We start from the raw sequence: 22,796 nt of genomic DNA on the forward strand, positions 1-22,796 counted from the left end.
ATAAATAACGCGACATAAAGTCGCGACTACAAAGTAAGCTTTACTCGTGAGTTTCCTAAGCAAAACCTAAAACCATATCTACTAAAATAAGCTGTTCAGAGTCAAAAATAAAGCGCGATAAATCGCGCTTTATTTGTATTTAGTAACTCGTTTTAAATATCGATAGCGTTATTGCCGCCTTCGATGAGTTTCTTAATTAACTCCTCAGAGTCATTTTGAATATCATTTGCTGCGTCTGATGTCACTTCGGGCTCACCATTGAATGCCAAACTTTGACTTTCACTGCCAGTATCAAGAGCAAGTACATCCGTTTGCTCACTATCGGTGAGTACATCATCAATACTCAGTTCAAGTGGTGCCGCCCCCTCAGCAATAGTAGAATCTGTACTTGTGTCTGTCATAACCAAACTCAAATCAATACTTTCGCCAAGTGGTTGAGGCTCAGTTCCTTGTGCCATTTGCTCTTCACTCTCATCAAAATCAGCTAACAAAGGTTCACTGCCTAAACCAATAAGCCCCCCATCTGGCTCAGTATCGAGTACCCCAGTGCCCACTAAATCATTTTCGGTATTTTTAACAATGAAGTCACCTGTTACAGGATCGACGATTGCAAAGTAATATTCATTACCTAGATCTAATACAGACAAGCTAATAAACCAATCACCATTACTATCTGCGGTGACTGTAGGTGCTGAATTAAGTAAAGATAAATCAACAATATTTAATAAATTAAGCCCAACCAAGTTAGAACCAATGGCATAAACTTCTGTGCCTGGTTCTGCCTCCCCTGAAGCTGATGGGAGAAGAAGTCCTAAAACGCCTGGATTATAATTAGTTACATTAAACGCATCTAAACTAGGGTCGTTACTGTAATCAATGCTAGATATGGTTGTGGTATTGCCTGCGGCATCGGTTGCTGATGCCTCAACATAAGCAAGCGTTAGTAATGAAACAGATAAGTTAAGGACTTGCCAATCCCCATTTGCATCAACAGTGGCTGTATAGGGTGCGCTGACGCCTCCTCCCACTAAGTGATTCGTAATTGAGATAACGCTGCCCTCAGGTAAATCTGAGGTACCAGAGAGCGAAACCAAGTTACCTAATAAGAATGACGGTACGATTGAAAGTTCTGGTGCAACCGTATCAACTTCTCCGCCGGTTTTACTGTCTGTTCCAGTATTTCCAGCTTCATCAGTGATACTTACAGCAACAGAGTAAGTACCATCAGCAAGAGCTTGAGTCGCGGTTGCTTGCCAGTCGCCGTTCACATCTGTCACAGCCGCAACACTATGCGTTACGCCACCAGCTGCGGTGAAAGTAACAATAATATTGCTGTTAGCGAGATCAGACGTACCATTCACTGTTGGTGTTGAATCATTTGTGAGTATCAAACTACTCGCGTTGATACTAATAGTAGGTGCAATCGTATCAATCACCGCCGTTGTTGAGATAGAACCATCGTTACCAGCACTGTCTCTGACAACTGCTGTTACTGTGTATGCTCCTTCAGCAAGATTTTGTGTTGCCTCAACCTGCCATTCTAGGTTTGCATCTAATGTTGTTTCAACACTGTGACTTACTCCCACAGAATCAACAAATGTAACAATCACCAAACTCCCTGCTGTAGCCCCTGTTGCACTACCTGTCACGCTTGGTGTTAAATCACTTGTCACGGCGATTGGATCAATCGTTACATCTGCAGGTGTTATGTCTATGCTACCCGATGCCGAATCTATTGCTGTATTACCCGCAGCATCTGTAATACTTGCATCAATTGTATAAGCTCCCTCAGCAAGGGGGGAAGCAAGTGCAACAGACCAATTACCACTTGCACCAACAATTGCACTCGCTGTGACTTCATTATTGAGCGCATCTGTTACGGTTATTGATACTAAGGTACCTTGCGGAGCATCACTGGTGCCACTGATTGTAGGAGTTGTATCATTTGTTACATCTGGTGTATTAACACTGAATAGAGGTGCCGTTAGGTCGATTTCACCACTGCGTGTGGCAGTGCCTGTTAACCCGCCTTCGGTCACACTCGCTGTAATACTAAAACTACCTTCGCTTAATGGTGTCGGTAATTGCACACTCCATACACCCCCTGTTACGGTTGCAAAGACGGTCTGAATGTTGCCAAGTGCATCTTCAACATTCACAGTCACCTGCGTGGTATCTGCGGCATCACTGGTGCCAGAGATAGTCGGTGTTGTATTGTTCGTCACTGATAGTGCGTCAACAGCGATGGTAGGTGCATTACTATCAAGAGTCGCTGTTTCAGTGGCCGTTGTCGTATTACTTGCCGCATCAGTAATGCTTGCAGTAATACTGACTGCACCATCTGTTAAAGCAGGTGATACATCGACAGACCAACTACCATCTGCTTGCACTGTTGCAGTAAGCGGATAGGTATTACCGTCATTTTCAACGGTTATGTTCACCGTGCTACCCTGTGGTTCGCTCGTTGTCCCACTAATGGTTGGTGTGGTGTCGTTTATTGTGCCAAGACCATTAATGACAAGAATTGGCGCGAAGGTATCAATTGCACCGGTATCTGAAGCGCTACCTGAATTACCCGCAGAGTCGGTAATACTCGCGGTCACACTATAGTTACCATCAGGCAAATCACTGGGCGTTACTTGCCAAGTACCATCGATTTGTACTGTTGCCGTCAATGTTTGAATATCGCCATTACTATCTGTAACGCTAACATCGACAAGCGTACCTTGTGGTTCTGTCGATGTGCCAGAAATAACTGGCGTACTGGAATTACCTAATACAAGCGCATCCAGTGTGACAACAGGATCAACCGTATCGACAGTGATGGGTGTTGTTACTGTTTGCGTATTATTAGCATCATCCGTAATTGTAGCGGTAACTGTGTAGCTGCCGTCGCTAATATCAAGGGGAACAACAAACTGCCACGTTCCATCACTTGCCACTGTCGTTGTAATTGTTTGCCCTGCTACTTCGACAACGACTGTACCGCCAATTTCATTACTACTGCCTGAAATCGTTGGTCGAACATCTGCAGTAGCACCAATATCGTTAATAACTAGGCTTGGGGTTACACTATCTAGCACACCCGATGCCTGCTCCGTGGTTAAATTACCCACTTCATCGCTAACCGACGCTGTTACCGTAAAGCCACCTTCTGCAAGCGCTGCGGGGACATCAACAGACCAGGTTTGATCATTTAACACTGTCGCTGTAAAGCTTTGCGAGCCACCAGCACTATCAGTGACGGTAATGTTAATAACAGTCCCTTCTCCCATATCAGTTGTTCCTGAGATAGTCGGCGTCGTGTCATTAGTTAAAGAATCAACATTGAGTGTTAAGACAGGAGCAACATTATCAAAATTTAATGTACTCACCGTAGCGGTGTTCCCTGCTTCATCCGTGGCAGTGGCCGTTACGTAAGCTAAGTTAAGTAGCGGTACAGTGATATTTGCAACCTCCCAATCACCATTCGCATCAGTGGTAGCCGTATAAGTTGCCCCCACTAAGCCACCGACTAACTGCTCAGTAATGGTAATGACACTGCCTTGAGGTAAATCAGATGTGCCAGATAGCCCGACTAAATTACCTAATAGGAACGAAGGTATAATGCGAATATCAGGTGCAATAGTATCAACAATACCACTATCAGATGCTGTGCCGGTGTTGCCCGCATTATCTTGAACTGTCGCTGATACGGTATAGCTACCATCAGCAAGCGCTTGACCTGCATCAGCACTCCAGTTACCTGAAGCATCTGTGGTTACGGTAACAACATGACTAACACTGTCGGCATCTAAAAAGGTCACGTCTAGCTGCGTGTTTGCTAAATCAGACGTACCGGTTACCGTCGGTGTATTATCATTAGTTAATTCAGGTGCATCAATGGTGATATTGGGCGCAGTAAGGTCAACATTGCCTGTTTCTGTATCCGAGCCTTGATTACCAGCAGCATCCTCGAATGTCGCATTAACAGTGTATTCACCCTCAGCCAATGGTGTGGTTACCTCAACTGACCATACCCCCCCTGGTTGTATTTGCGTCGTGACGACTTGCTCTTGCCCTGCGCCATCGGTAATGGTTAGTGTAACAAGCGTACCGACTGAAGCGCCGCTACTTTGCCCACTGATCAATGGTGTTACGTCTGTTGTATCAGAGAGTGGATCAATCACGATTGTTGGCGCAGTCGTATCTATTAAGCCTGTTTCAGTTACCGTACCTTCGTTACCTGCAACATCAAATACACTGGCGTTAACTGTAAAACTGCCCTCTGCTAATGCTATGCTCGGCGATACCGACCATGAGCCATTAGCCTGTACAGTCGCGGTGATCGTTTGAATACCGCCGAGCGAATCCGTAATTTCTAGTGTAACGGTACTGCCAGCACTTGCATCAGTGACCCCACTAATTGTTGGTGTATCGTCATTTGTACTACCTATGTTGTTAATACTGATAGTAGGTGATGTTAAATCAACAACGCCTATCGTTGACGCCTCACCATCAACACCTCCAACGGTAACTGTTGCCGTCACTGTGAAGTTACCTTCTGCTAATGCTGTAGGTGGTGTCACAGACCAAATGCCATCAAGAAGAGTCGCAGTTAATGTTTGTGGCGGGTTAGTACCATCATCAATCACCACGGTCACTGTCGAGCCGTTTGGCGCTGAAGTAGTGCCTGTAATTGTCGGGGTTGTGTCATTCGTATCGGCTATCGCATCAACTGACATACTCGGCGCGCTGATGTTAACAGTAAAGTCACTTGAGGCGCTGGCAGTATTACCTGCAGGATCTACGACTGTGGCTACAACAGTGTAGTCATCATCAGCTAATACCATAGATGTAACCGACCAATCTCCATTGCTATCAACGACAGCCGTTAAAGACACATCAACGTTATTTGAATCAGTCACAATCAGAGATATTTGTGTGCCTTGCGGCTCTGTTGAGGTACCACTTATTGTAGGTGTGTTTGTGTTTACAGTGCCAAGACTATTAATCGAAATAGCAGGGGCAACAGTGTCTATATTACCGGTGCCGGATGCTGTGCCAATATTGCCGGCATCATCGGTTATGCTTGCTGAAACGGTGTAATTACCATCAGGGAGTGAAGGCGCCTCTACTTGCCAGTCACCATTTGCATCAACCGTTGCCGTTAAATCATACGTATCACCATTGATATCGGTCACTGTAAGGTTGACAACTGTTCCTGCTGCCTCACCAGATGTACCGCTTAATAATGGCGTGCTATCGTTTCCTAATCCGTTATTATTCACAGTGACTATAGGCAAGGTAATATCAATATCACCTGTCGCGTTTTGGGTTGTCGTATTACCTGCATCGTCACTGACTGATGCAGTAACAGTGTAACTTCCTTCAGCTAAGCCATTTGGCACTTCTACAGACCATGTACCATCGCTTGCCACTGTTGCACTAATTTGCTGTGTCCCATTGCTATCAGTCACTTCTATATTAATGGTCGCACCTATTTCGTCACTGGTGCCACTCAGTACAGGTGTTACATCATTGACACTACCAACGCCATCAAGCGTTAAACTCGGTGCTACAGTATCAATAACGCCACTGGCTGTTTCTGTTGTGGTATTACCAAAACTATTTTGCACACTGGCACTGACAGTAAATGTGCCATCTGCCAGTATCACATTCGGACTGATTGACCATTCACCATTTGCATTCACAGTCGCAGTGAGTGTTTGACTATTCCCTGCTTGATCGGTAACAACAACGGTTACTTGCGCGCCTTGGCCAGCATCAGTGGTGCCCGAAATAAGGGGAGTATTATCATTAGTTAAAGCATCTACACTGACAGTTAAAATCGGCGGTGTATCATCAAAGTCAGTTGTAGTAATTGTTGTGACATTACCTGCGGCATCTGACGCAGTTGCTGTAATAGATGCCAAATTAACAATGGGCACACTCAACCCCGTTAATGACCAATTTCCATTAGCATCTGTTGTTACGGTTGTTGTGACTGCTGGTGCACCGATTAAATTTTGAGTAACCGTAACCACACTTCCTGCCGGTAAATCTGATGTACCACTCAAAGTAATCAATTGACCTAATAATAAGGTAGGTTCAAAGGCAAGCTGTGGAGGAATTGTATCAATCACACCGCTATCAGTATCAGTACCGGTATTACCGGCAGCATCCGTTATGCTTGCTGAAACATTATAACTACCATCTGCGAGTGACTGCGAAGCCTCTGCACTCCAGTTTCCGTTACTGTCCGTTTGCACAACAACAATATGACTATCGCCATTCACATCAGTAAATGTTACTTCAACACTTGCATTCGCTAAATCAGAGCTACCAGTTACAAGTGGCGTATCATCATTTGTTAGGAAAGGACCATTAACTGAGACAAGAGGTGCTGTTAAGTCGACAACGCCTGTGGTGGTGTCTGAAGCGGTATTGCCTGCCGTGTCCGCGACAATGGCTTCAACGGTGTAAGTACCTTCAGCTAACCCTGTCTCTACTTCGACAGACCAATTACCATTGGCACCAACAACCGCTGCTAATGATTGAGTATTTCCAGCGCTATCAGTCACTTGTAAAGTAACAACACTGCCAATAGCCAAGCCTGAAGCTTGTCCAGATATGAGAGGGGTAATATCCGTGGTATCAGCCAGTGCATCAATACTGACCGTTGGTGCCGTTATGTCAACAAGACCTTGAGCTGTTGCATCACCAGTTATACCATTAACAGTAACGGAAGCTGATACAGAAAATGCCCCTTCACTTAATGGCGATGTGACATTGGCTACCCAAATTCCATTTTGAACGACGGCGGATAGGGCTTGCAAATTACTGTTACTGTCTTCGACAATAATAGACACCACGGTACCGTTAGGCGCATCCGATGTACCACTGATGGTTGGTGTAGTGTCATTGGTATCGTTAATTGTATCAATTGAAAGACTGGGCGCACTGGCATTTAAAACAAACGAACTTGTTGCTACAGCTTCATTGCCCTGCGCATCAGTAATCGAGGCTACAATATCAAATGTACCATTTTGTAATTCTTCAGGTACCTCAGCAGCCCACGTGCCACCGCCACTGACAATGGCAGTAAAAACATAACTATCAACCCCGTTACTTACCGTCAGTTGTACAACACTGCCAGCAGGTTCATTTGTTGTACCACTGATAATTGGTGTAGGGTCATTGACTGTGCCAAGGTTATCAATGGTTATCAGTGGTGCTGTAGAATCTAATGTGCCTATCTCAGTATCGAGCCCTGTATTACCTGCGTTATCAGTCACGCTTGCAGTTACTGAAAAATTACCTTCGCTGACAGGTGTTGTAACTTGTACAACCCAATTACCTTGTGCATCCAGCGTTGTTGTGTAAGTTTGGCTGTTATTCACAGAGTCAAACACGGTTACTGTCACTGTACTTCCCGCTAAGACACCTTCTGCCGAGCCTGTGATGATTGGCGTACTATCGTTTGTGACACCAATTTCATCGATAGAAACTACAGGCGCAGTGATATCAATAATACCGCTAATAACTTCGTTAGCCGTATTTCCAACAGAGTTTGTCACAGTCGCATCAATCGAAACTTCACCTTCAGCAAGCGCGGTAGGTACCTCAATACTCCATGATCCATCAGGGCCGACTTGAGTCACAAAGCTCTGCACAGGTCCCGAGGCAGGCGTAACAACAACCGTGATTACGTTCCCAGGAGCTGCATTAATTGTCGTCCCTGAAATGGTTGGGGTGGTATCATTTGTTTCACCGATTGCATCAATAGTAATGGTGAGTAATGATGAATCAATTAACCCATTTGCAGTTGCAGAAGCTTGGTTTCCAGCTGCATCTGCAACTGTTGCGGTGACAGTATACTGACCTTCACTAAGCTCTGTAGCAGCATCAACTGAAAAACCACCATTGATGTTTGTCACTGCGCTTAATTCTTGACTATTACCATTTGCATCAACCACAACAATGGTCACCGCAGTGCCTTCGTCAACACCTTCAACGACACCTGAAATAGTCGGAGTTGTATCAGCGCTACTGCCAGGATCGTCTAATGTAATTATCGGTGCGGTTAAATCTATAATGCCTTGTGCAGTATCTGTTGCTTGATTACCAGCCAGATCATTTACCGTAGCCGTAATTGTAAACGGCCCTTCAACAATGGCTTGGTTGGCACCAACTTGCCAACTATTATCAGCATTAACGGTGGCCGTTAATGTTTGTTGATTGCCGTTACTATCCACTAAAGTTACTGTTATTTGCGTACCAACATCAACACCACTCACCACCCCAGAAATAATAGGCGTTACGTCATTTGACGGGGTAAAATCATTAATTTCTATAGTTGGTCCAGTTAAATCAATCACACCGACTTCGGTATCCTGCGCAGTATTACCAGCTGCATCTTGCGTTTGGGCTACAACAGTAAACTCTCCCTCAGCAAGGGGGTCGGTTAGGGTTATTGACCAACTACCATCAGCATTTGTCGTGGTTATGAAAGTCTGCTGCGCTCCGCTACTATCGGTCACAGTAATGGTGACTTCAGTGCCGGCGTCTAGGGTTTGTGTTGTGCCATCTATAGTGGGCGTTAAATCATTAACATCACCTATGGTATTAATTGTTATTATTGGCGGTGTTAAATCAACTGTACCCGTTGCTGTGGCCGTACTATTATTACCAGCCTCATCGCTAACACTCGCAGTAACGGTGTAGTCCCCTTCAGCTAAATTATTTATAACATCAACTTGCCAATTACCATCTGCATCCGTTGTTGTTGTGAGTGTTTGTGCATTACCGCCGCTGTCTGTAACCAGTAATGTCACTGTTGTTCCTGCAGGAACATCTAAAACGGAGCCTGAGATAGTCGGCGTCGTGTCATTAGTATCATTTAATGTGTCTATAAAAATAATAGGATCGGTTAAGTCTATTTCGCCTATTTCAGTCGCGGTTGCCGTATTACCAACCGCATCCGTCACTGTTGCTGTAACAGTGAACGTTCCTTCCACCAGCGGTGTTGTTGCTTCTACTGACCAATCCCCGTTTGCATCGGTAATCACTTGTAGTGTTTCTGTAGCACCGTCACTACCAATGAAGGTAACGGTAACCACTGTACCTGCATCAACATCTTGGGTTGAGCCTGTCACTACAGGGGTCGTATCGTTTGTATCAATAATAAAGTTAATGCTAACCGTTAAATCGACATTGCCAACCGCTGTCGCCTGTGCTTCATTGCCCTGAGGGTCAAGAACAGTTGCTACAATAGTAAAGTCCCCCTCAGGAAGCGGTTCTGTCATTTGCAGTGACCAGCTACCATCAGCTTGAGTAACTGCAAGCAAGTTAATGACTTGTCCATTACTGGCAGTGATCATCAGCATGATGGTTGTGCCCGCCGCAACGCCTTCGGTTTGACCGCTAAGAAATGGCGTTGGATCATTGCTATCAGCAATTGAGTTGATTGTTATTGAAATAGGAGAAAATGCGATTTCTCCATTGGCATTGGCCGATGCACTATTACCAACAGGATCCACCACTGTCGCGATAGCGGTAAATGCCCCTTCAGGAAATCCCGCCGTTGCATCTACGGTATAACTGCCATCAGCGCCAACAATGGCTGTAAATATTTGTGACTGACCGTTACTATCAACAACTTGAATACGTACCTGAGTTCCCTCTGGCACATCATCAACCCGCCCAACAAATGTGGGAGTTGTATCATTAGTGTCGGCAATCGCAACAAGCGTAATATCAGGCGGCGTTAAATCAATGAGGCTACTATCAGTATCAACCCCCTCATTACCTACTTCGTCAATTGCTGAGGCGACAACATTGTATAGCCCTTCAGAAAGATCTTGCGCTGTTATGCTCCAATTACCCTGTTCATCAACTTGAGTCACAATGGTTTGTACTCGCCCTTGGCTGTCAGTCACAGTGATTGTGACATCTCCACCCACTTCAATTCCTGACACGGTGCCCGAAATCTCTACATTAGGTGAAGCAGAGTCATTAAGCGCATTAAGCTGCACTTGAGGGCCCGTTGTATCTATATTTGCCAAGATATTATCATTCAGTGGATTACCGTTAGGATCGATCACATCCACATCAATCACAATCGGTCCATCTGGTAAGGGGTCTAGCGGTGTCGTCGTGAAAGTGCCATCAGGCTGGACAATCACTGTAACAACCTGTGTATTTCCATTCACATCGGTGACTGTGACAGTTAATGTCTCGCCTACAAGGTTCTGCGTTGTACCTGAAATAACCGGTTGAGGATTGTTCGAATTGCCAAGCTCATTGACACTTAATGTTGCTAAAGCGTCATTAGGGACGACACCATCGGTGGTATCCCTTGGCGTAAAAATGCCATCACTACCTGCATTTAGGCTATCATCAAATGATAAACCTGACGGATCAATCCCTTCTGCAATACGAGCAAGCTCAACAAAAGATGTGCCACCACCTGATGTAGCACCACCAGTGCCGCCCGCTGCGGTTGCTTCTAAATTATCAAGAATGTCTCCATCACCTTCTAAAGCTTGTAGAAAGTCGCTGATATCGCCAGTTGCTTGTTGCTGAGGTGGCGTTGAGTTTGCTTGATTTAAACTTGCAATCGCATCATCTATAGACTCATCAAACACCGTATTTTCAGAACTGTCTTGACTGCCTTTGGCAACTAAATCGGGAGTAATTGTGATTCTTTTACTGGCTGGTATTGATAATGATTCGCCCTGTACATCTATTGTTAAAGTCGACTTTTCAGCCGTTACAACAGTGTCACCCACGGTGATCACATCACCCACCTCAAGTGCCTTAATAGAGCCATCTGCTTGGATAATGCCAGCAGAACCTTGAACATCGATAACTAATAATTGGTTTGCATCCATTTGCCGCTCCTCAACGTACCAGTAATACTTTTATATAAGTAAAGCCTAGTTAAGAAACAACACTAAGTTACTGGACTATGGTACAGGTCAGCCACTTATTTAATACTATTTAACCATTAAAACAGGGACATGAATCCAGAAGAAAAAGTTCACATTTAAACAATTGTAGTAGTTGCAGTATTTTAAAATGTTAGCTAAACCTTAACTTAGCGTGAATAAAATTTAGTCAAAAAAGAGGATATTATGGCTATAATAAACCCGTTCACTAAAAACAAATTCATCAGTGTTATCGCTCTAATTTTTGCTGCAAATGGGAGTATTTTAAATGCTCAAGCAGAGCAAACCTCATCTATGCCACTTAATTATGTCGCCGATAAAGCCATTGCAAATAACCCTGAAGTCCAGCAGGCGTGGCATGCATTTAAAGCATCGATGCATGGCATTGATGCAGCGCGTTCAGGTTATTTACCAACGGTAGATATATCTGCAAGTGCAGGATATGAAAAGCGAAATTATGGTATTGATGAAGAGTTTAATCGTAATACAGCAGAATTAACGTTAGGACAGATGCTTTATGATGGATTTCGAACTTCAAACACAGTAAGACGTTTTGAACGTATCCAGCTAATCCGTTATTTTGAGCTCCTCACTCAAGCTGAGCAAACAGCACTTGAAGCCAGTGTCGCATACTTAGATGTACAAAAATTTACCGAGCTGGTACAACTTGCAGAAAATAACCTACAAGAACATCAATCGGTTTATCAACAAATTGAACAAAGCGTTGGAGCCGGTGTGGCACGTGCCGCTGACTTAGAACAAATTAGTGGTCGTTTATCACTCGCTCAATCAAATGTCATGACCGAATATGCAAACTTACATGATGTAAGTGCTCGCTATTTACGGATTGTTGGCGAATTGCCGACCAAAGGAGTTGTTAAAGCAAAACTCAGTGACGATGCTATTCCTATTTCTATCAATCAAGCACTGGACTTGGCATATAAAAACAGCCCTAACTTTTATGCTTCTTTATACAATATTGAAGCACAACAAGCTAACGCCGACTCACAACGCGCCGCTTTTCATCCAAATGTCGATTTATCAGCACGTTACGGTATGCAAGACCGAAACGAGCTAGGGTTAGATGAAACGCAATCTGAAGCACGTGTGGGCATTGATATTAGCTATAACCTCTACAGTGGGGGTCGTGATAGTGCTAACTTAGATCAAGCGTACCAAGAGGTCAATGTTGCGAAATACCAACGTGACCAAACCTGTATCGAAATACGACAAAATCTTCAAGTGGCTTACAACAATGTACTCGTGCTGCAAAGTAAAATTCCTTCTTTGGAAAACCATAAAAATTCTTCTAATAAGGTAAAATTTGCGTATAAAGATCAGTTTGATATTGGTCAGCGCACCTTACTTGATGTACTTGACGCAGAGAACGAATCATTTCAGTCAAATAGAGCCTATACAGCGGCACTTTACGACCGTCAAACTGCGATCTTAACCATGCTTGCAGAGATGGGTAAGTTACTAGAAACACTAAATGTAAAATCTGACAAGTTCCCATCAATAAGTGAACTTACCGATGATCCAATTGCTCATAATGCGGAGTATGTTTGCCCTAAATACGATGTTGCAGCAACATTGGGACGACAAGCGTTTTTGCAAGAAAAAAAGAAGCAAGATAACGCGTATATGAGTGTGACTGCGATGCCTAGTTATTTGAACATTCCTGCCACACCAGCACCACAAGCCCCCATAACAACCTTTGCTGATGATGACAATGATGGTATTGCAAATGAGCAAGATGACTGCCCATCGACCCCCGCATTTACAGAAGTCGATGACAGAGGGTGCACTAAATACCGCAGTAATACCAGTAATGTCGAAATTGGTATTCCTTTTCTAGCTGACTCCAGTGTAGTGCGCCCTGAATATATGCAAGAAATCGCTAGGTTAGCTGAATTTTTAAAAGAGCATCCTACTAAGCAGGTGGAGATTCAAGGGCATGCCTCATTAGAAGGCCCTGCCCTTTACAATCGCAAGCTATCAGAAAAGCGCGCCTTTTCAGTCGCAGAGCTACTTATCCAGCAATACGGTATTGCACCTAACCGCGTCACATCTTTAGGCTATGGAACAGATCAGCCAAGAATTAACGAAATTTCCGTTCGCGCAAATGCTGCAAACCGTCGCATAGAAGCTGTAATAACCGACTCTAGCAATCGCTCAGCTACAGCACAAAATGGCTGGTCTTAAGCTAGGTTGTAAATTAACGTATGGATAGTGTATGCAAGAAAATGACGCACTCAACCATGGTGGTAGTCTTGTTGATTGCCTAGAGATTTTATGCCGTTATCATGATCGCGAATTTTCGAGAGAAACGTTATTAAGCGGCCTTCCTCTTGAAAATGGCTTGCTAAACCCCTCAGGGTTTTCACGGGCAGCGAAACGGATAGGCTTTAAAACCAAAGTTGTTCATAAAGCACTTTGCGATCTCAATGTGGCTTTATTACCCGCTGTATTAATCTTACAGAACAATCAAGCATGTGTTATCACTAAGCTGAACCTGACAGATAATACCGCACAAGTCATCTACCCAGAATTAAGTGATTCTGCCGTCACGATAAGCCTTGATGAATTGAATGAAACAAGTTCGGGTATGGTCATTTATGCACAACCTGAATTTGCCTTCGATGCACGCTCACCGGTACTGCAAAAGCTATCAAAAGATGGCTGGTTTTGGGGTGTAATAAAAGAATGCCGAACCCTTTATAAAGATGTCATTGTTTCCGCGATTGCACTTGGTGTACTTTCTATTGCTATGCCACTGTTTGTGATGAACGTCTACGACCGTGTTGTACCAAACCATGCGACAGAAACACTGTGGGTGTTAGCAATCGGTGTGCTGCTGGCTCTGACCGCAGATTTCATACTAAGATTAGTGCGCAGTTATTTTGTCGAGCTTGCTGCAAGTAGAATTGATGTAAAAGTGTCGGCGGTAATCATGGAGCGAGTTTTGGGTATGAAACTAAAGAATCGCCCTGCATCAGCCGGTTCCTTTGCGAGTAATATTCAGTCTTTCGAGGCCGTTCGCAGCTTTTTTAGCTCGATCACTTTAATTGCGCTCGTTGATCTTCCCTTCGTGCTTTTATTTCTTGTTGTTATTGCCATTATTGGGGTAGAGCTTAGCCTGCCAATTATCATCGGCGCAGTACTTTTGCTGAGCTATGCATTAGCAGCACACAGAAAGCTTGAGAGCTTATCTGAGCAAACAATGAAAGCCAGTTCAATGCGAAATGCCGTCTTAGTAGAAAGTTTAACAAACATTGAAGATGTAAAAAGCTTTCACAGTGAATGTAAAACTCAATCTAATTGGGAAAAATCAACAATTTACATTGCTCGAGTTAATGCTCAAAGTCGCCTCATTTCATCTTCAATCAGCAATGCAGGCGCGTGGGTACAGCAATGTGTCGGTGTGGTGATCATGATGATCGGTGTGCATCTCATTATAGAAGGCGACTTAACTCAAGGCGGGCTAATTGCAGCCTATTTATTGTCGTCTCGAACTATGGCACCCATTAGCCAATCTGCGGCGGTACTTGCCCAGTTCCATCATGCAGCAATTGCTATGCATTCATTAAATGAAATAATGGAAAAAGAAGTCGAACGCCCCCCTGGTAAACACTGGCTAAGCCACCCTGTGTTACTCGGAGATATTGAGTTTAACGATGTGCGATTCAAATACTCAGATGAAAGCAATGAAGCGTTATGCGGTGTAAGTTTCAAAATAAAGGCAGGTGAAAAAGTCGCTATTTTAGGGCGTAATGGCTCAGGAAAAAGCACTGTAGAAAAACTTATTTTAGGTCTTTACGAACCCAATTCTGGATCAATTTTAATTGATAACAATGACATTCACCAAATTGACCCTGCAGAGCTTCGTCATAATATTGGGTATGTTCCCCAAACAATTTCACTATTCTTTGGTACCTTAAAAGACAATATAACGCTAAGTGCATGGCATGCAAAAGACGAGCAAATTTTATCTGCGTGCCAGCAAAGCCAGTTATTTGAGTTAATTAATTCACACCCTGACGGATTTGATATGCAAGTAGGTGAACAGGGTCGCCTACTCTCTGGTGGTCAACGCCAAGCGGTGGGGATCGCAAGAGCCTTGCTAAACAATCCACCCATTTTATTAATGGATGAGCCTACCTCAGCACTGGATCATAATAGTGAATCTAAGATCATTAATAACATAAAACGTAGCTGCCAAGAAAAGACTCTCATTGTTGTTACACATAGAACATCACTGCTAGAGCTTGTTGATCGGGTCATCGTATTAGATAACGGTAAAGTTGTAGCCGATGGACCTAAATCCCACGTTTTATCTGCTTTGTCGACTCATACGGTTGGAAAAGTATCATGAGTAAAAAAGACTTACCAATTGAACAACGCTCATTCGAACGTTTGAATAAAGCGATGGATAAGCAAAAAGCAAAGCGTCCATCTATATTTTCATATTTGTTTTCTCGTTGGTTATCACCGCCGAATACTCAAGATTGGGTTGTTGACGCGCAATGGGAGAAAATGCAACAACAGCCAGCCAGTGCCAGAGTATTATTGTATTTAATTTGCTTAACTATCGTCGCCTTACTTGTTTGGTCAGCATTTGCCCATTTAGATGAAGTTGCACGGGGTGAAGGCAGAGTGATTCCCTCTCATAAATTACAAGTTGTACAATCATACGACGGTGGCATGATAGAGCAAATTTTTGTTCGAGAAGGACAAATCGTCAATGCGGGTGATGTATTGGTGAAGATAGATCCAACTCGCTTTATCTCTTCATTTAGAGAAAACCAAGCAAAAATTTTATCTCTAACAGCGAAAGTTGAGCGACTTAAAGCGCTCACGAAAAAAAAGCCACTTGAGTTTACTCCCGACTTAATCGAAAAAGCGCCGGATGCCGTTGCACACGAACAGGCTATGTTTGAGAGCAGTAATCAAGAGCTGACACAACAAGTTACAATCCATAAGCGCCAACTAGAGCAGCGTCGCCAAGACTATGCCGAAGCGAGAGCCGCACTGCAACAACACACTAACTCTCTCAGTTTAGCGAACAGAGAACTTGCTGTGACACGGCCATTACTCCGTTCAGGTGCCGTATCTGATATCGATATAATTCGTTTGGAGCGCCAAGTTGTAGAGCACACAGGTGAGATAAACCGAACAAAAGCAGCAATAAACCGAAGCCTATCTGCCATCAACGAAGCAAAAAATAAAGTGACTGAAGTAGAGCTTGCGATGATCAACCGTTGGAGTAATGAGCTTTCAGAAGCACTTCTTCGCCTTGATGCCATTAAAGAAACAGAGTCAGGGCTGGCAGATAAGGTTACGCAAACGGAGATCCGCTCCCCCGTCAATGGGACCGTTCAACGCTTATTAGTAAATACAGTTGGCGGCATTTTACAACCTGGTAGTGATGCTGTGGAAATTATTCCCTTAGATGACCAGCTCGTTGTTGAAGCGAAAATCTTACCAAAAGATATTGCGTTTTTGCAGCCAGGACAAGAGGCTATGATCAAGTTCAGTGCTTATGACTTTGCAATTTATGGCGGCCTTGAAGCTCAGGTAACCCACATCAGTGCTGATACTATTACCGATGAAAGAGATAACACTTTTTATTTAGTGCAATTGAAAACGAACCGAAACCACTTTGCCGACAACCTAACGATTATCCCAGGCATGACAACTCAGGTCGATATTATTACCGGAAAAAAAACCGTGCTTGAGTATTTGTTTAAACCCATTTTAAGAGCAACCTCATTAGCCATGACCGAGAGGTAAACTATGAATGCCCTTCACGCCAGTGTAATGGAGTAACTATGCGCAGAAGTGTTTTTATCACACAAGATGAACTTGTATCTCCACATTGGCAATCTGCATTTGCTGACTGTAGCGTACAAACATCAGTGCCTAAACGGTTAATGGCTGATAGCCTAATTTGGCTACTTGCAGAGACACCTGATTGGCTCAATATTCTATCGAAACTCACTGAGCAAAGAATTCCTGTGATTGTGATGACAACAGAGCTTAACATTTCTCAGCTGTGTAAAGCCTTAGAGTGCGGTGCTCGTGGCTATATCGAAGCCTATGCCAGTAAAGCAATTATTGAGCAAGTTGCTGAAACAGTGAGTAAAGGAGGTATTTGGCTACCTGGGCAACTGTTATCAAACTTAGTTGGGGTGCTGTCTAATCAGCAAATTCACTACCAACACAATTGCGATTTAACATGCCTAACAAATCGAGAAAAACAAGTCGTTGATGAAGTTGTCACGGGTGCAACAAATAAGCAGGTCGCACAAAAGTTAAATATCACAGAACGCACCGTAAAAGAACATATGAGTTCTATTTTCAATAAACTGCATGTGCGGGATCGCATGCAGTTAATGTTAGCGGTTAAAGGTCACTAATCTTTTTTACCTTCAACCGCCACAAGCCCATCAAAACCTAACCCCTTCAGTATCGTTTGATCACTTGGGCTTTTAACCCCTTCTGCCACCACTTTAATACCTAAAGAGTGCGCAAGTGAACACACACCACGAAGAAAACTTTGGTTATCTTCATTAAAGCTTATGTTATGGCAATAAACACTGTCTATTTTTATTAACTCTAAGCCAAGCTCTTGGATTTTATTTAATTTAGTAAACTCAGCCCCCACACGCTTAAGCGCGACTTTAGAGCCTATACTATGAACTTGTGAACAAAAGCTTCGAAACAAGGCAAACTCTTTAATTGCGAAATTTGCTCGCACCTCAAAGCATATACGCTTAGCAAGTGCAGGATACGCAGATAACCCTGTTAAAATGGACGCCACCGCCATATCATCTTGTAAAGTTTCAGCTGAAACTTCCATTCCTAAAAGCGTATCCCCTTGAATCTGGCCATACTCGTTAATCATTAGTTTCATCAAACTCCAATCAAGGCGAGCTAATAAATGCAAACGCTGCGCCCATTGGAAGTAAAAGCCAAAGCGATATTTTTCGCCTTCAATTAATACACTTAAAGAAATTTGCTGCTGTATTAAGCGCTCATCAAAGGTTGTTACGGGGAATAACGCGATTTCTAATTGATTTTCTTTCAGCGCAAATTCTAATCTTTCTCGCCAAGTATCAATATCATTATGATTGTCTTGCGTTTGTTGTTTTTCATCTACATAAACACTGCAACCCGGTTTTGCTACGGCAACCTTCAAGCACTGATCGACTCGTTTTAAAAGCGTGGCACGGGTGTCATCAATTTCAATGTGTGTACAACTGTGTGATACCGCAAGCGCTACTGATTTATGCTCTGCAACAAGTTGCTCATGAGACTTTAAAACCTGCTCGCTCAAGGCTGCGAGATTACTCACATCGCTAAATAACACTAAAAAATCGACATGGGACATACGTGCAATTTGGCTTTGCCTAAAGCTATCTTCATTCGATTCTAAAAAAGAGACTAATGATTCTGAAAAACGACGTAAAAAGTCCACCATTTCAACGCGGCCAACTTCTTCTGTTAATGCATCCAAATTTATCACTCTGAATAAAAAGAGCCCCCCATGCCCTTGTGAGTTTTCTAAAAAGGTATCAAGAGTTGCATTAAAGTACTCTCGATTAGCAAGGCCTGTTAAGTCATCGTGTTGACTTTTAAAACGAATTTCTTCTAAGCGACGATTATCTTCTTTGGTAATGCGATTAAAACGTGTCGACAACAAATTCATTGATGACACAAGCTTAGCAAACTCGTAGGTGCGCGGTACTTTTGACTTTATAAAGCGTTTTTCACTTAATGCCACCGCTTGTTTCATTACATCATTGAGTGGACTCAGAATTTTAGATAGAAAATAAGCCCCTGCAATACAAGCCGCCACTGCAACAACTAAAAAGCTAAAGAATAAATGGACAGCACTTTGCCACAGTGCATCTTGCGTATACTGGCTATGGCTTTCAACATACAAAGTACCAAATTGTTGCCAGCCATCACTCACTTGAGCAACGCCCGGCGCAACCTCTAACTTATAAAAATGCCTAAACCAACTCGGTGCGTTTAAAGTAAGCTCACCCGTATAAAGGCGTTTAATTATTGTTTTACCATGTGGGTCTCGTAGCTCAATTCGATGGTAATAACCAGTATCAAATGAGGCAGAGACTAAAAGCTCTATTTCAACAGGGTCTTTACTCATTTGACTCAACATCAAGGCGAGTGAGTTAGCATTATCTATATTTTTCATTCGCAACTCAGTCGTAAAGTACTCTTTTGCAGAATTAGTACTGATCAATAAACTACTCACAAAACCAATAATGATTAGTAGCAAAATAGCAATCCATAGCTCTTGCTTTAAGGTAATGGTTTTATTTCGTTTGAGTCTGAATAAATTAAATACCTTCACCATCGCACTCCTTCTTTGCGTGATTGCTCTAATATATGACGCCACCGTGATAGCCTAGCAGTCGGATCGGCCACACTCTTTGTTGAATTATTGGCCCACAAGCCTTTGCTGTTAAAGCTAAAAACAGGGCTAAGATCGGTCCGCTTAGCAGCAGGCAGTACCTTAACAATTAAACTGTCTAAAATAAGTGGTTGTGCATTCGGGTGTGTAAAGTAGCCAAGCACCATGTGCGCTTGTGTTTTTCGCGTACCAGCTAGTTGAGCTTTTACATAGATAAGCCGTAATTTATCGTCACTCACTCCAAGTGCTCTTAGGCTTATATACTTGGCAATTGCGTAATCTTCACAATCACCTAGCCCTTTTCCAAGCGTTTCAAGAGGGGTCGCCCAATAGTCTTCTTGCTTCCATAATTGAATATCAGTTTGATAACGCAGACTACGGGCAAAAAACTCGTTAACAACAAGTACCTGTTGTTGTTCGGGTAAATTAGAAGCCTGCTGCAACATCCCTTGCCACTGCCTTGCAACAGTGACCCTATTGGCACCGAAACGCTGCTGCATCTGTTGAATAAAAGTGGTAAATTCAATAACTAAGCGATCAGCTATTGCAGAATGACTTAAACATAGAATAATGACAACGGTTAACCAGCAGGCATGAGTTCGCCAAGTTTGATTTAAGGCAATCGCATATGCTCTAAACAGCATAGACAATTCCTAAAAGGAGAAAAGCTTGGTTAAAATGATATGTTAATGCCATTATGCTTTTGTTAAAACTAACAGTCTTAAAAGCATAGCACCCAAGCTGCAACTATGAGAATTTAGTACTTAATAATAAGTCACTTTTTTTACTTCACGCGGTTTAATTTCACCAATATATAAGTCATGTACTCGTTTCATGTCCAGTTGTAACTCCGTGGCGTAAGTGTCGCCCACCGCATACGTTTTAATGACCTGAGCACCTTTGATAACACCCTGCACTTTGCTTTGTAGCTGATCGTTATGTGCAATGCTGTTTTGTACCGTCGTCCCTGCGGAAATCTTTTGCCCATAAACCTGTTCAGCTAACTCACGATATGCTTCAAGTTTTGAGGCTTTAATCGCAAGTAAAGTTCGTTGTGATTTGTTATCACTTGGTTGAGCACTAATGGGTGCATAACCAACAGCTTTTAAAATCGGGTAGTCATCAGGCTCGATATAAGTGTACTCGACGTGTTTATCAAAAATACTACTGCAACCACTTAGTGCAATACAGGCTGCTAGGCCACAAACTAACATTGCTCGCATAACTTGTTTCCGTTAAAAACTCATTTTCTACAAATATGCACGTTTAGTGCCAATCTGGTACATTACTTGCTGAGTACTTGGTATCAATGAACAGTGTCGCTAGGTATTTGCATGAAGTGTCTATTAAAAACGAGTTTATACAGCATGGGGGTGGCCTTTACTCTTGTTTTTTCTAACAATAGTTTAGCTCAATGGTTTGAATCTACAGGCCATGCAGCGATTAAAGATGGTGATACAAGTCAGGCCAAATCTGCCGCAATGAAAGATGCGATAACCCAAGCATTAGTGTTTTCTGGGGCGCGTGTTAGCTCTGTACAAACCCTGGTAGACGGAGTTTTGACGCAAGATCAGCTTAAAATTAGTAGCCATGGTGAGATCCAAAAAATAGAGCTTATTAGCGAAGATCGTCATAACGATACCTATGCAATTACACTTCGCTTAGATATTTTTCCACAAGCTGAAGAATGCCCTGCAAATAAGTATGCTAAATTCATCGCAATAACACAAAGTCAGTTGGCCAACAGAGAGCAAGCGAGAATGGGCCAAATTTTTGACGTCAATAAAGCCATTAGTGAACAGCTTTATACTCGCTTGAGTAATACGCAAATGGCCGCAAAACCGACAGCCTATTACAATGTGCCGTTGCGCGTGGATCATTTTTTCACCCAACAGTATGACTACAGCGATGCATTACTCGAAGAGATAACCAGTCGTAGTAACTCACAATATGTATTACTCAGTCGTATCCGCGATTTATCGGTAAACCGTAAACTCAATAACGATTATGCATTTTGGCAAGATGATAGCTTTAAGCGTGCTTACAAAGCCGATTATGTTTTATTTGATGGCACTACTTACGAAAAGCTATGGCAGAAAAGTTACCAAACTGAGGGAATTTGGCCATACAAAAAAACCGACATCATTGATGTGTATAGCGACCGCTTTTGGGAGACCGATTATGGTCAAGCCATCAGTGAGGTAAACCAAACCCTCACCTATGACTTGCAAGCGGCTATGGCTTGTTTACCTACACAAGGCAAAATTTTGCATATTGAAAATGGCAAATTAATAATCAACCTAGGTAAAGCGCATGGTTTACAGCAAGGGGAGTTATTAAATATTGCTCATCACAACTACATGACAGATGCGCAAGGTAATAAACTGCCACATAAGATCACCACACTTAATCAAGTGAAAATTACCCAACTCTATCAGCAGTCGGCTGTTGCCATGAGTATTGATGAGCAGCCATTACCTAACATTCAAATAAACGATATTGTTGAATTAGCTGCTGGCGAGTAAATGTTGCTGTAACCCTTTATGAGCATTTAGCCAAGCGGCTAATTGCTCTACTCCCGCAATATGTGGGTAATGCTTACGGGTTGCAATAACAACTTGCCGTTGTTGATTAGGTGTTATGGCCACATAATTAATTCCCTCTCGTGTTGTGCAAGCAAGTTTGGGAACAAATGTAATACCATCATCCATCGCGACCAAAGCAAGTAGGGTTTCGATACTATTGCCCTTGTATTGGTTTGAGACTTCAACCCCTGCCGAAAAGCAAAATTGCTCGGCTTGTTCTTTAAAGCAATGCCCTTCGTTTAACATAAGTAAGTCACAATCACTTAGCTGAGTAAGTGCAACTTTCTCTTTATTAGCTAATGCATGCTGCTCAGATACAGCCACTAAAAAGTCTTCTTTGTATAATGCTGATACATGGTAATTAGCGAGGTCTGGCACATCAGCGACAATTGCAATATCGATTTCTCCGTTATCAAGGGCGATAAGTGTTTGCGCGGTTTGCATTTCAATAAATGAAAAATGAGTTTCGTTAAAGGCTTGCTTCATTGATGTGAGCAAGGTTGGCAATAAGTAAGGTGCAATAGTGGGAATAATACCTACGTTTATTTTACCTTTAAGGGGATCATGCGAGCTTGCGGCAATTTCCTTTAATACTTGGGTTTGCTCAAGGATTACGTTAATTTGTTCAAGTAACCGTTGACCTTGTACAGTCACTGTCACTTGTTTAGTGGAGCGATCAAAAATAGTTACCCCAAGCTCTTGTTCAAGCTTTTTAACTTGACCACTCAAGGTTGGTTGGCTCACATAACAGGCATCAGCAGCCTTTCGAAAGTGCTTAAACTGAGCCACCGCTTTAACATATTCCAAGTCTTTTAAGTTCATAGTACTTACCAACAATCA

10 protein-coding genes are annotated in these 22,796 nt (G+C 42.9%); 5 read left to right on the top strand and 5 right to left on the bottom strand.

The genetic code is table 11. The features are described from left to right. Positions 1-152: 152 nt before the first annotated feature. On the bottom strand, positions 153-10,874 hold the full coding sequence (locus L3Q70_RS11935; protein ID WP_237114310.1) for an Ig-like domain-containing protein: 10,722 nt from the start codon (positions 10,872-10,874) through the stop codon (positions 153-155). 243 nt (positions 10,875-11,117) lie between these two features. Between L3Q70_RS11935 and L3Q70_RS11940 the strand changes: the two genes are divergently transcribed. Genes L3Q70_RS11940 through L3Q70_RS11955 form a run of 4 tightly spaced genes read left to right on the top strand, consistent with a single transcriptional unit; the run spans position 11,118 to position 17,350 of the window. Beyond that, positions 11,118-13,136, top strand: coding sequence for a TolC family outer membrane protein (locus L3Q70_RS11940; protein WP_237114311.1), 2,019 nt, complete (start codon positions 11,118-11,120; stop codon positions 13,134-13,136). 31 nt (positions 13,137-13,167) lie between these two features. Continuing rightward, a complete protein-coding gene (locus L3Q70_RS11945) occupies positions 13,168-15,306 on the top strand; it encodes a type I secretion system permease/ATPase (RefSeq protein ID WP_237114312.1) in 2,139 nt (712 codons plus the stop codon). Beyond that, positions 15,303-16,724: an HlyD family type I secretion periplasmic adaptor subunit gene (locus L3Q70_RS11950; protein WP_237114313.1), complete on the top strand. Its 1,422-nt coding sequence runs from the start codon at positions 15,303-15,305 to the stop codon at positions 16,722-16,724. Before L3Q70_RS11945 ends, L3Q70_RS11950 begins: the two co-directional genes overlap by 4 nt. A 38-nt stretch (positions 16,725-16,762) precedes the next feature. Then, on the top strand, positions 16,763-17,350 hold the full coding sequence (locus L3Q70_RS11955; RefSeq protein WP_062569694.1) for a response regulator transcription factor: 588 nt from the start codon (positions 16,763-16,765) through the stop codon (positions 17,348-17,350). Here the strand turns inward: L3Q70_RS11955 and L3Q70_RS11960 are convergent. The 3 genes from L3Q70_RS11960 to L3Q70_RS11970 all read right to left on the bottom strand — a co-directional run bounded on the left by L3Q70_RS11960 (position 17,347) and on the right by L3Q70_RS11970 (position 20,594). Beyond that, complete coding sequence (locus tag L3Q70_RS11960) at positions 17,347-19,314, bottom strand: LapD/MoxY N-terminal periplasmic domain-containing protein (RefSeq protein ID WP_237114314.1); 1,968 nt, start codon at positions 19,312-19,314, stop codon at positions 17,347-17,349. The genes L3Q70_RS11955 and L3Q70_RS11960 overlap by 4 nt on opposite strands. Then, positions 19,308-20,015: a transglutaminase-like cysteine peptidase gene (locus L3Q70_RS11965; protein ID WP_083515329.1), complete on the bottom strand. Its 708-nt coding sequence runs from the start codon at positions 20,013-20,015 to the stop codon at positions 19,308-19,310. Before L3Q70_RS11965 ends, L3Q70_RS11960 begins: the two co-directional genes overlap by 7 nt. A 120-nt stretch (positions 20,016-20,135) precedes the next feature. Further along, positions 20,136-20,594 carry an LPP20 family lipoprotein gene (locus L3Q70_RS11970; protein WP_062569692.1) on the bottom strand — a complete coding sequence of 153 codons (459 nt, stop codon included), beginning with the start codon at positions 20,592-20,594 and terminating at the stop codon, positions 20,136-20,138. Positions 20,595-20,738: 144 nt separating this feature from the next. Here L3Q70_RS11970 and L3Q70_RS11975 point away from each other — a divergent pair, with 144 nt between their 5' ends. Then, positions 20,739-21,896 carry a flagellar assembly protein FlgT gene (locus tag L3Q70_RS11975; protein ID WP_237115267.1) on the top strand — a complete coding sequence of 386 codons (1,158 nt, stop codon included), beginning with the start codon at positions 20,739-20,741 and terminating at the stop codon, positions 21,894-21,896. Here the strand turns inward: L3Q70_RS11975 and L3Q70_RS11980 are convergent. Continuing rightward, positions 21,879-22,778: a LysR substrate-binding domain-containing protein gene (locus L3Q70_RS11980; RefSeq protein WP_237114315.1), complete on the bottom strand. Its 900-nt coding sequence runs from the start codon at positions 22,776-22,778 to the stop codon at positions 21,879-21,881. The genes L3Q70_RS11975 and L3Q70_RS11980 overlap by 18 nt on opposite strands. Positions 22,779-22,796: the final 18 nt, after the last annotated feature.

It is taken from the genome of Pseudoalteromonas sp. CF6-2 (genome assembly GCF_021729425.1).
GTDB classification, from domain to species: Bacteria; Pseudomonadota; Gammaproteobacteria; order Enterobacterales; family Alteromonadaceae; genus Pseudoalteromonas; species Pseudoalteromonas arabiensis.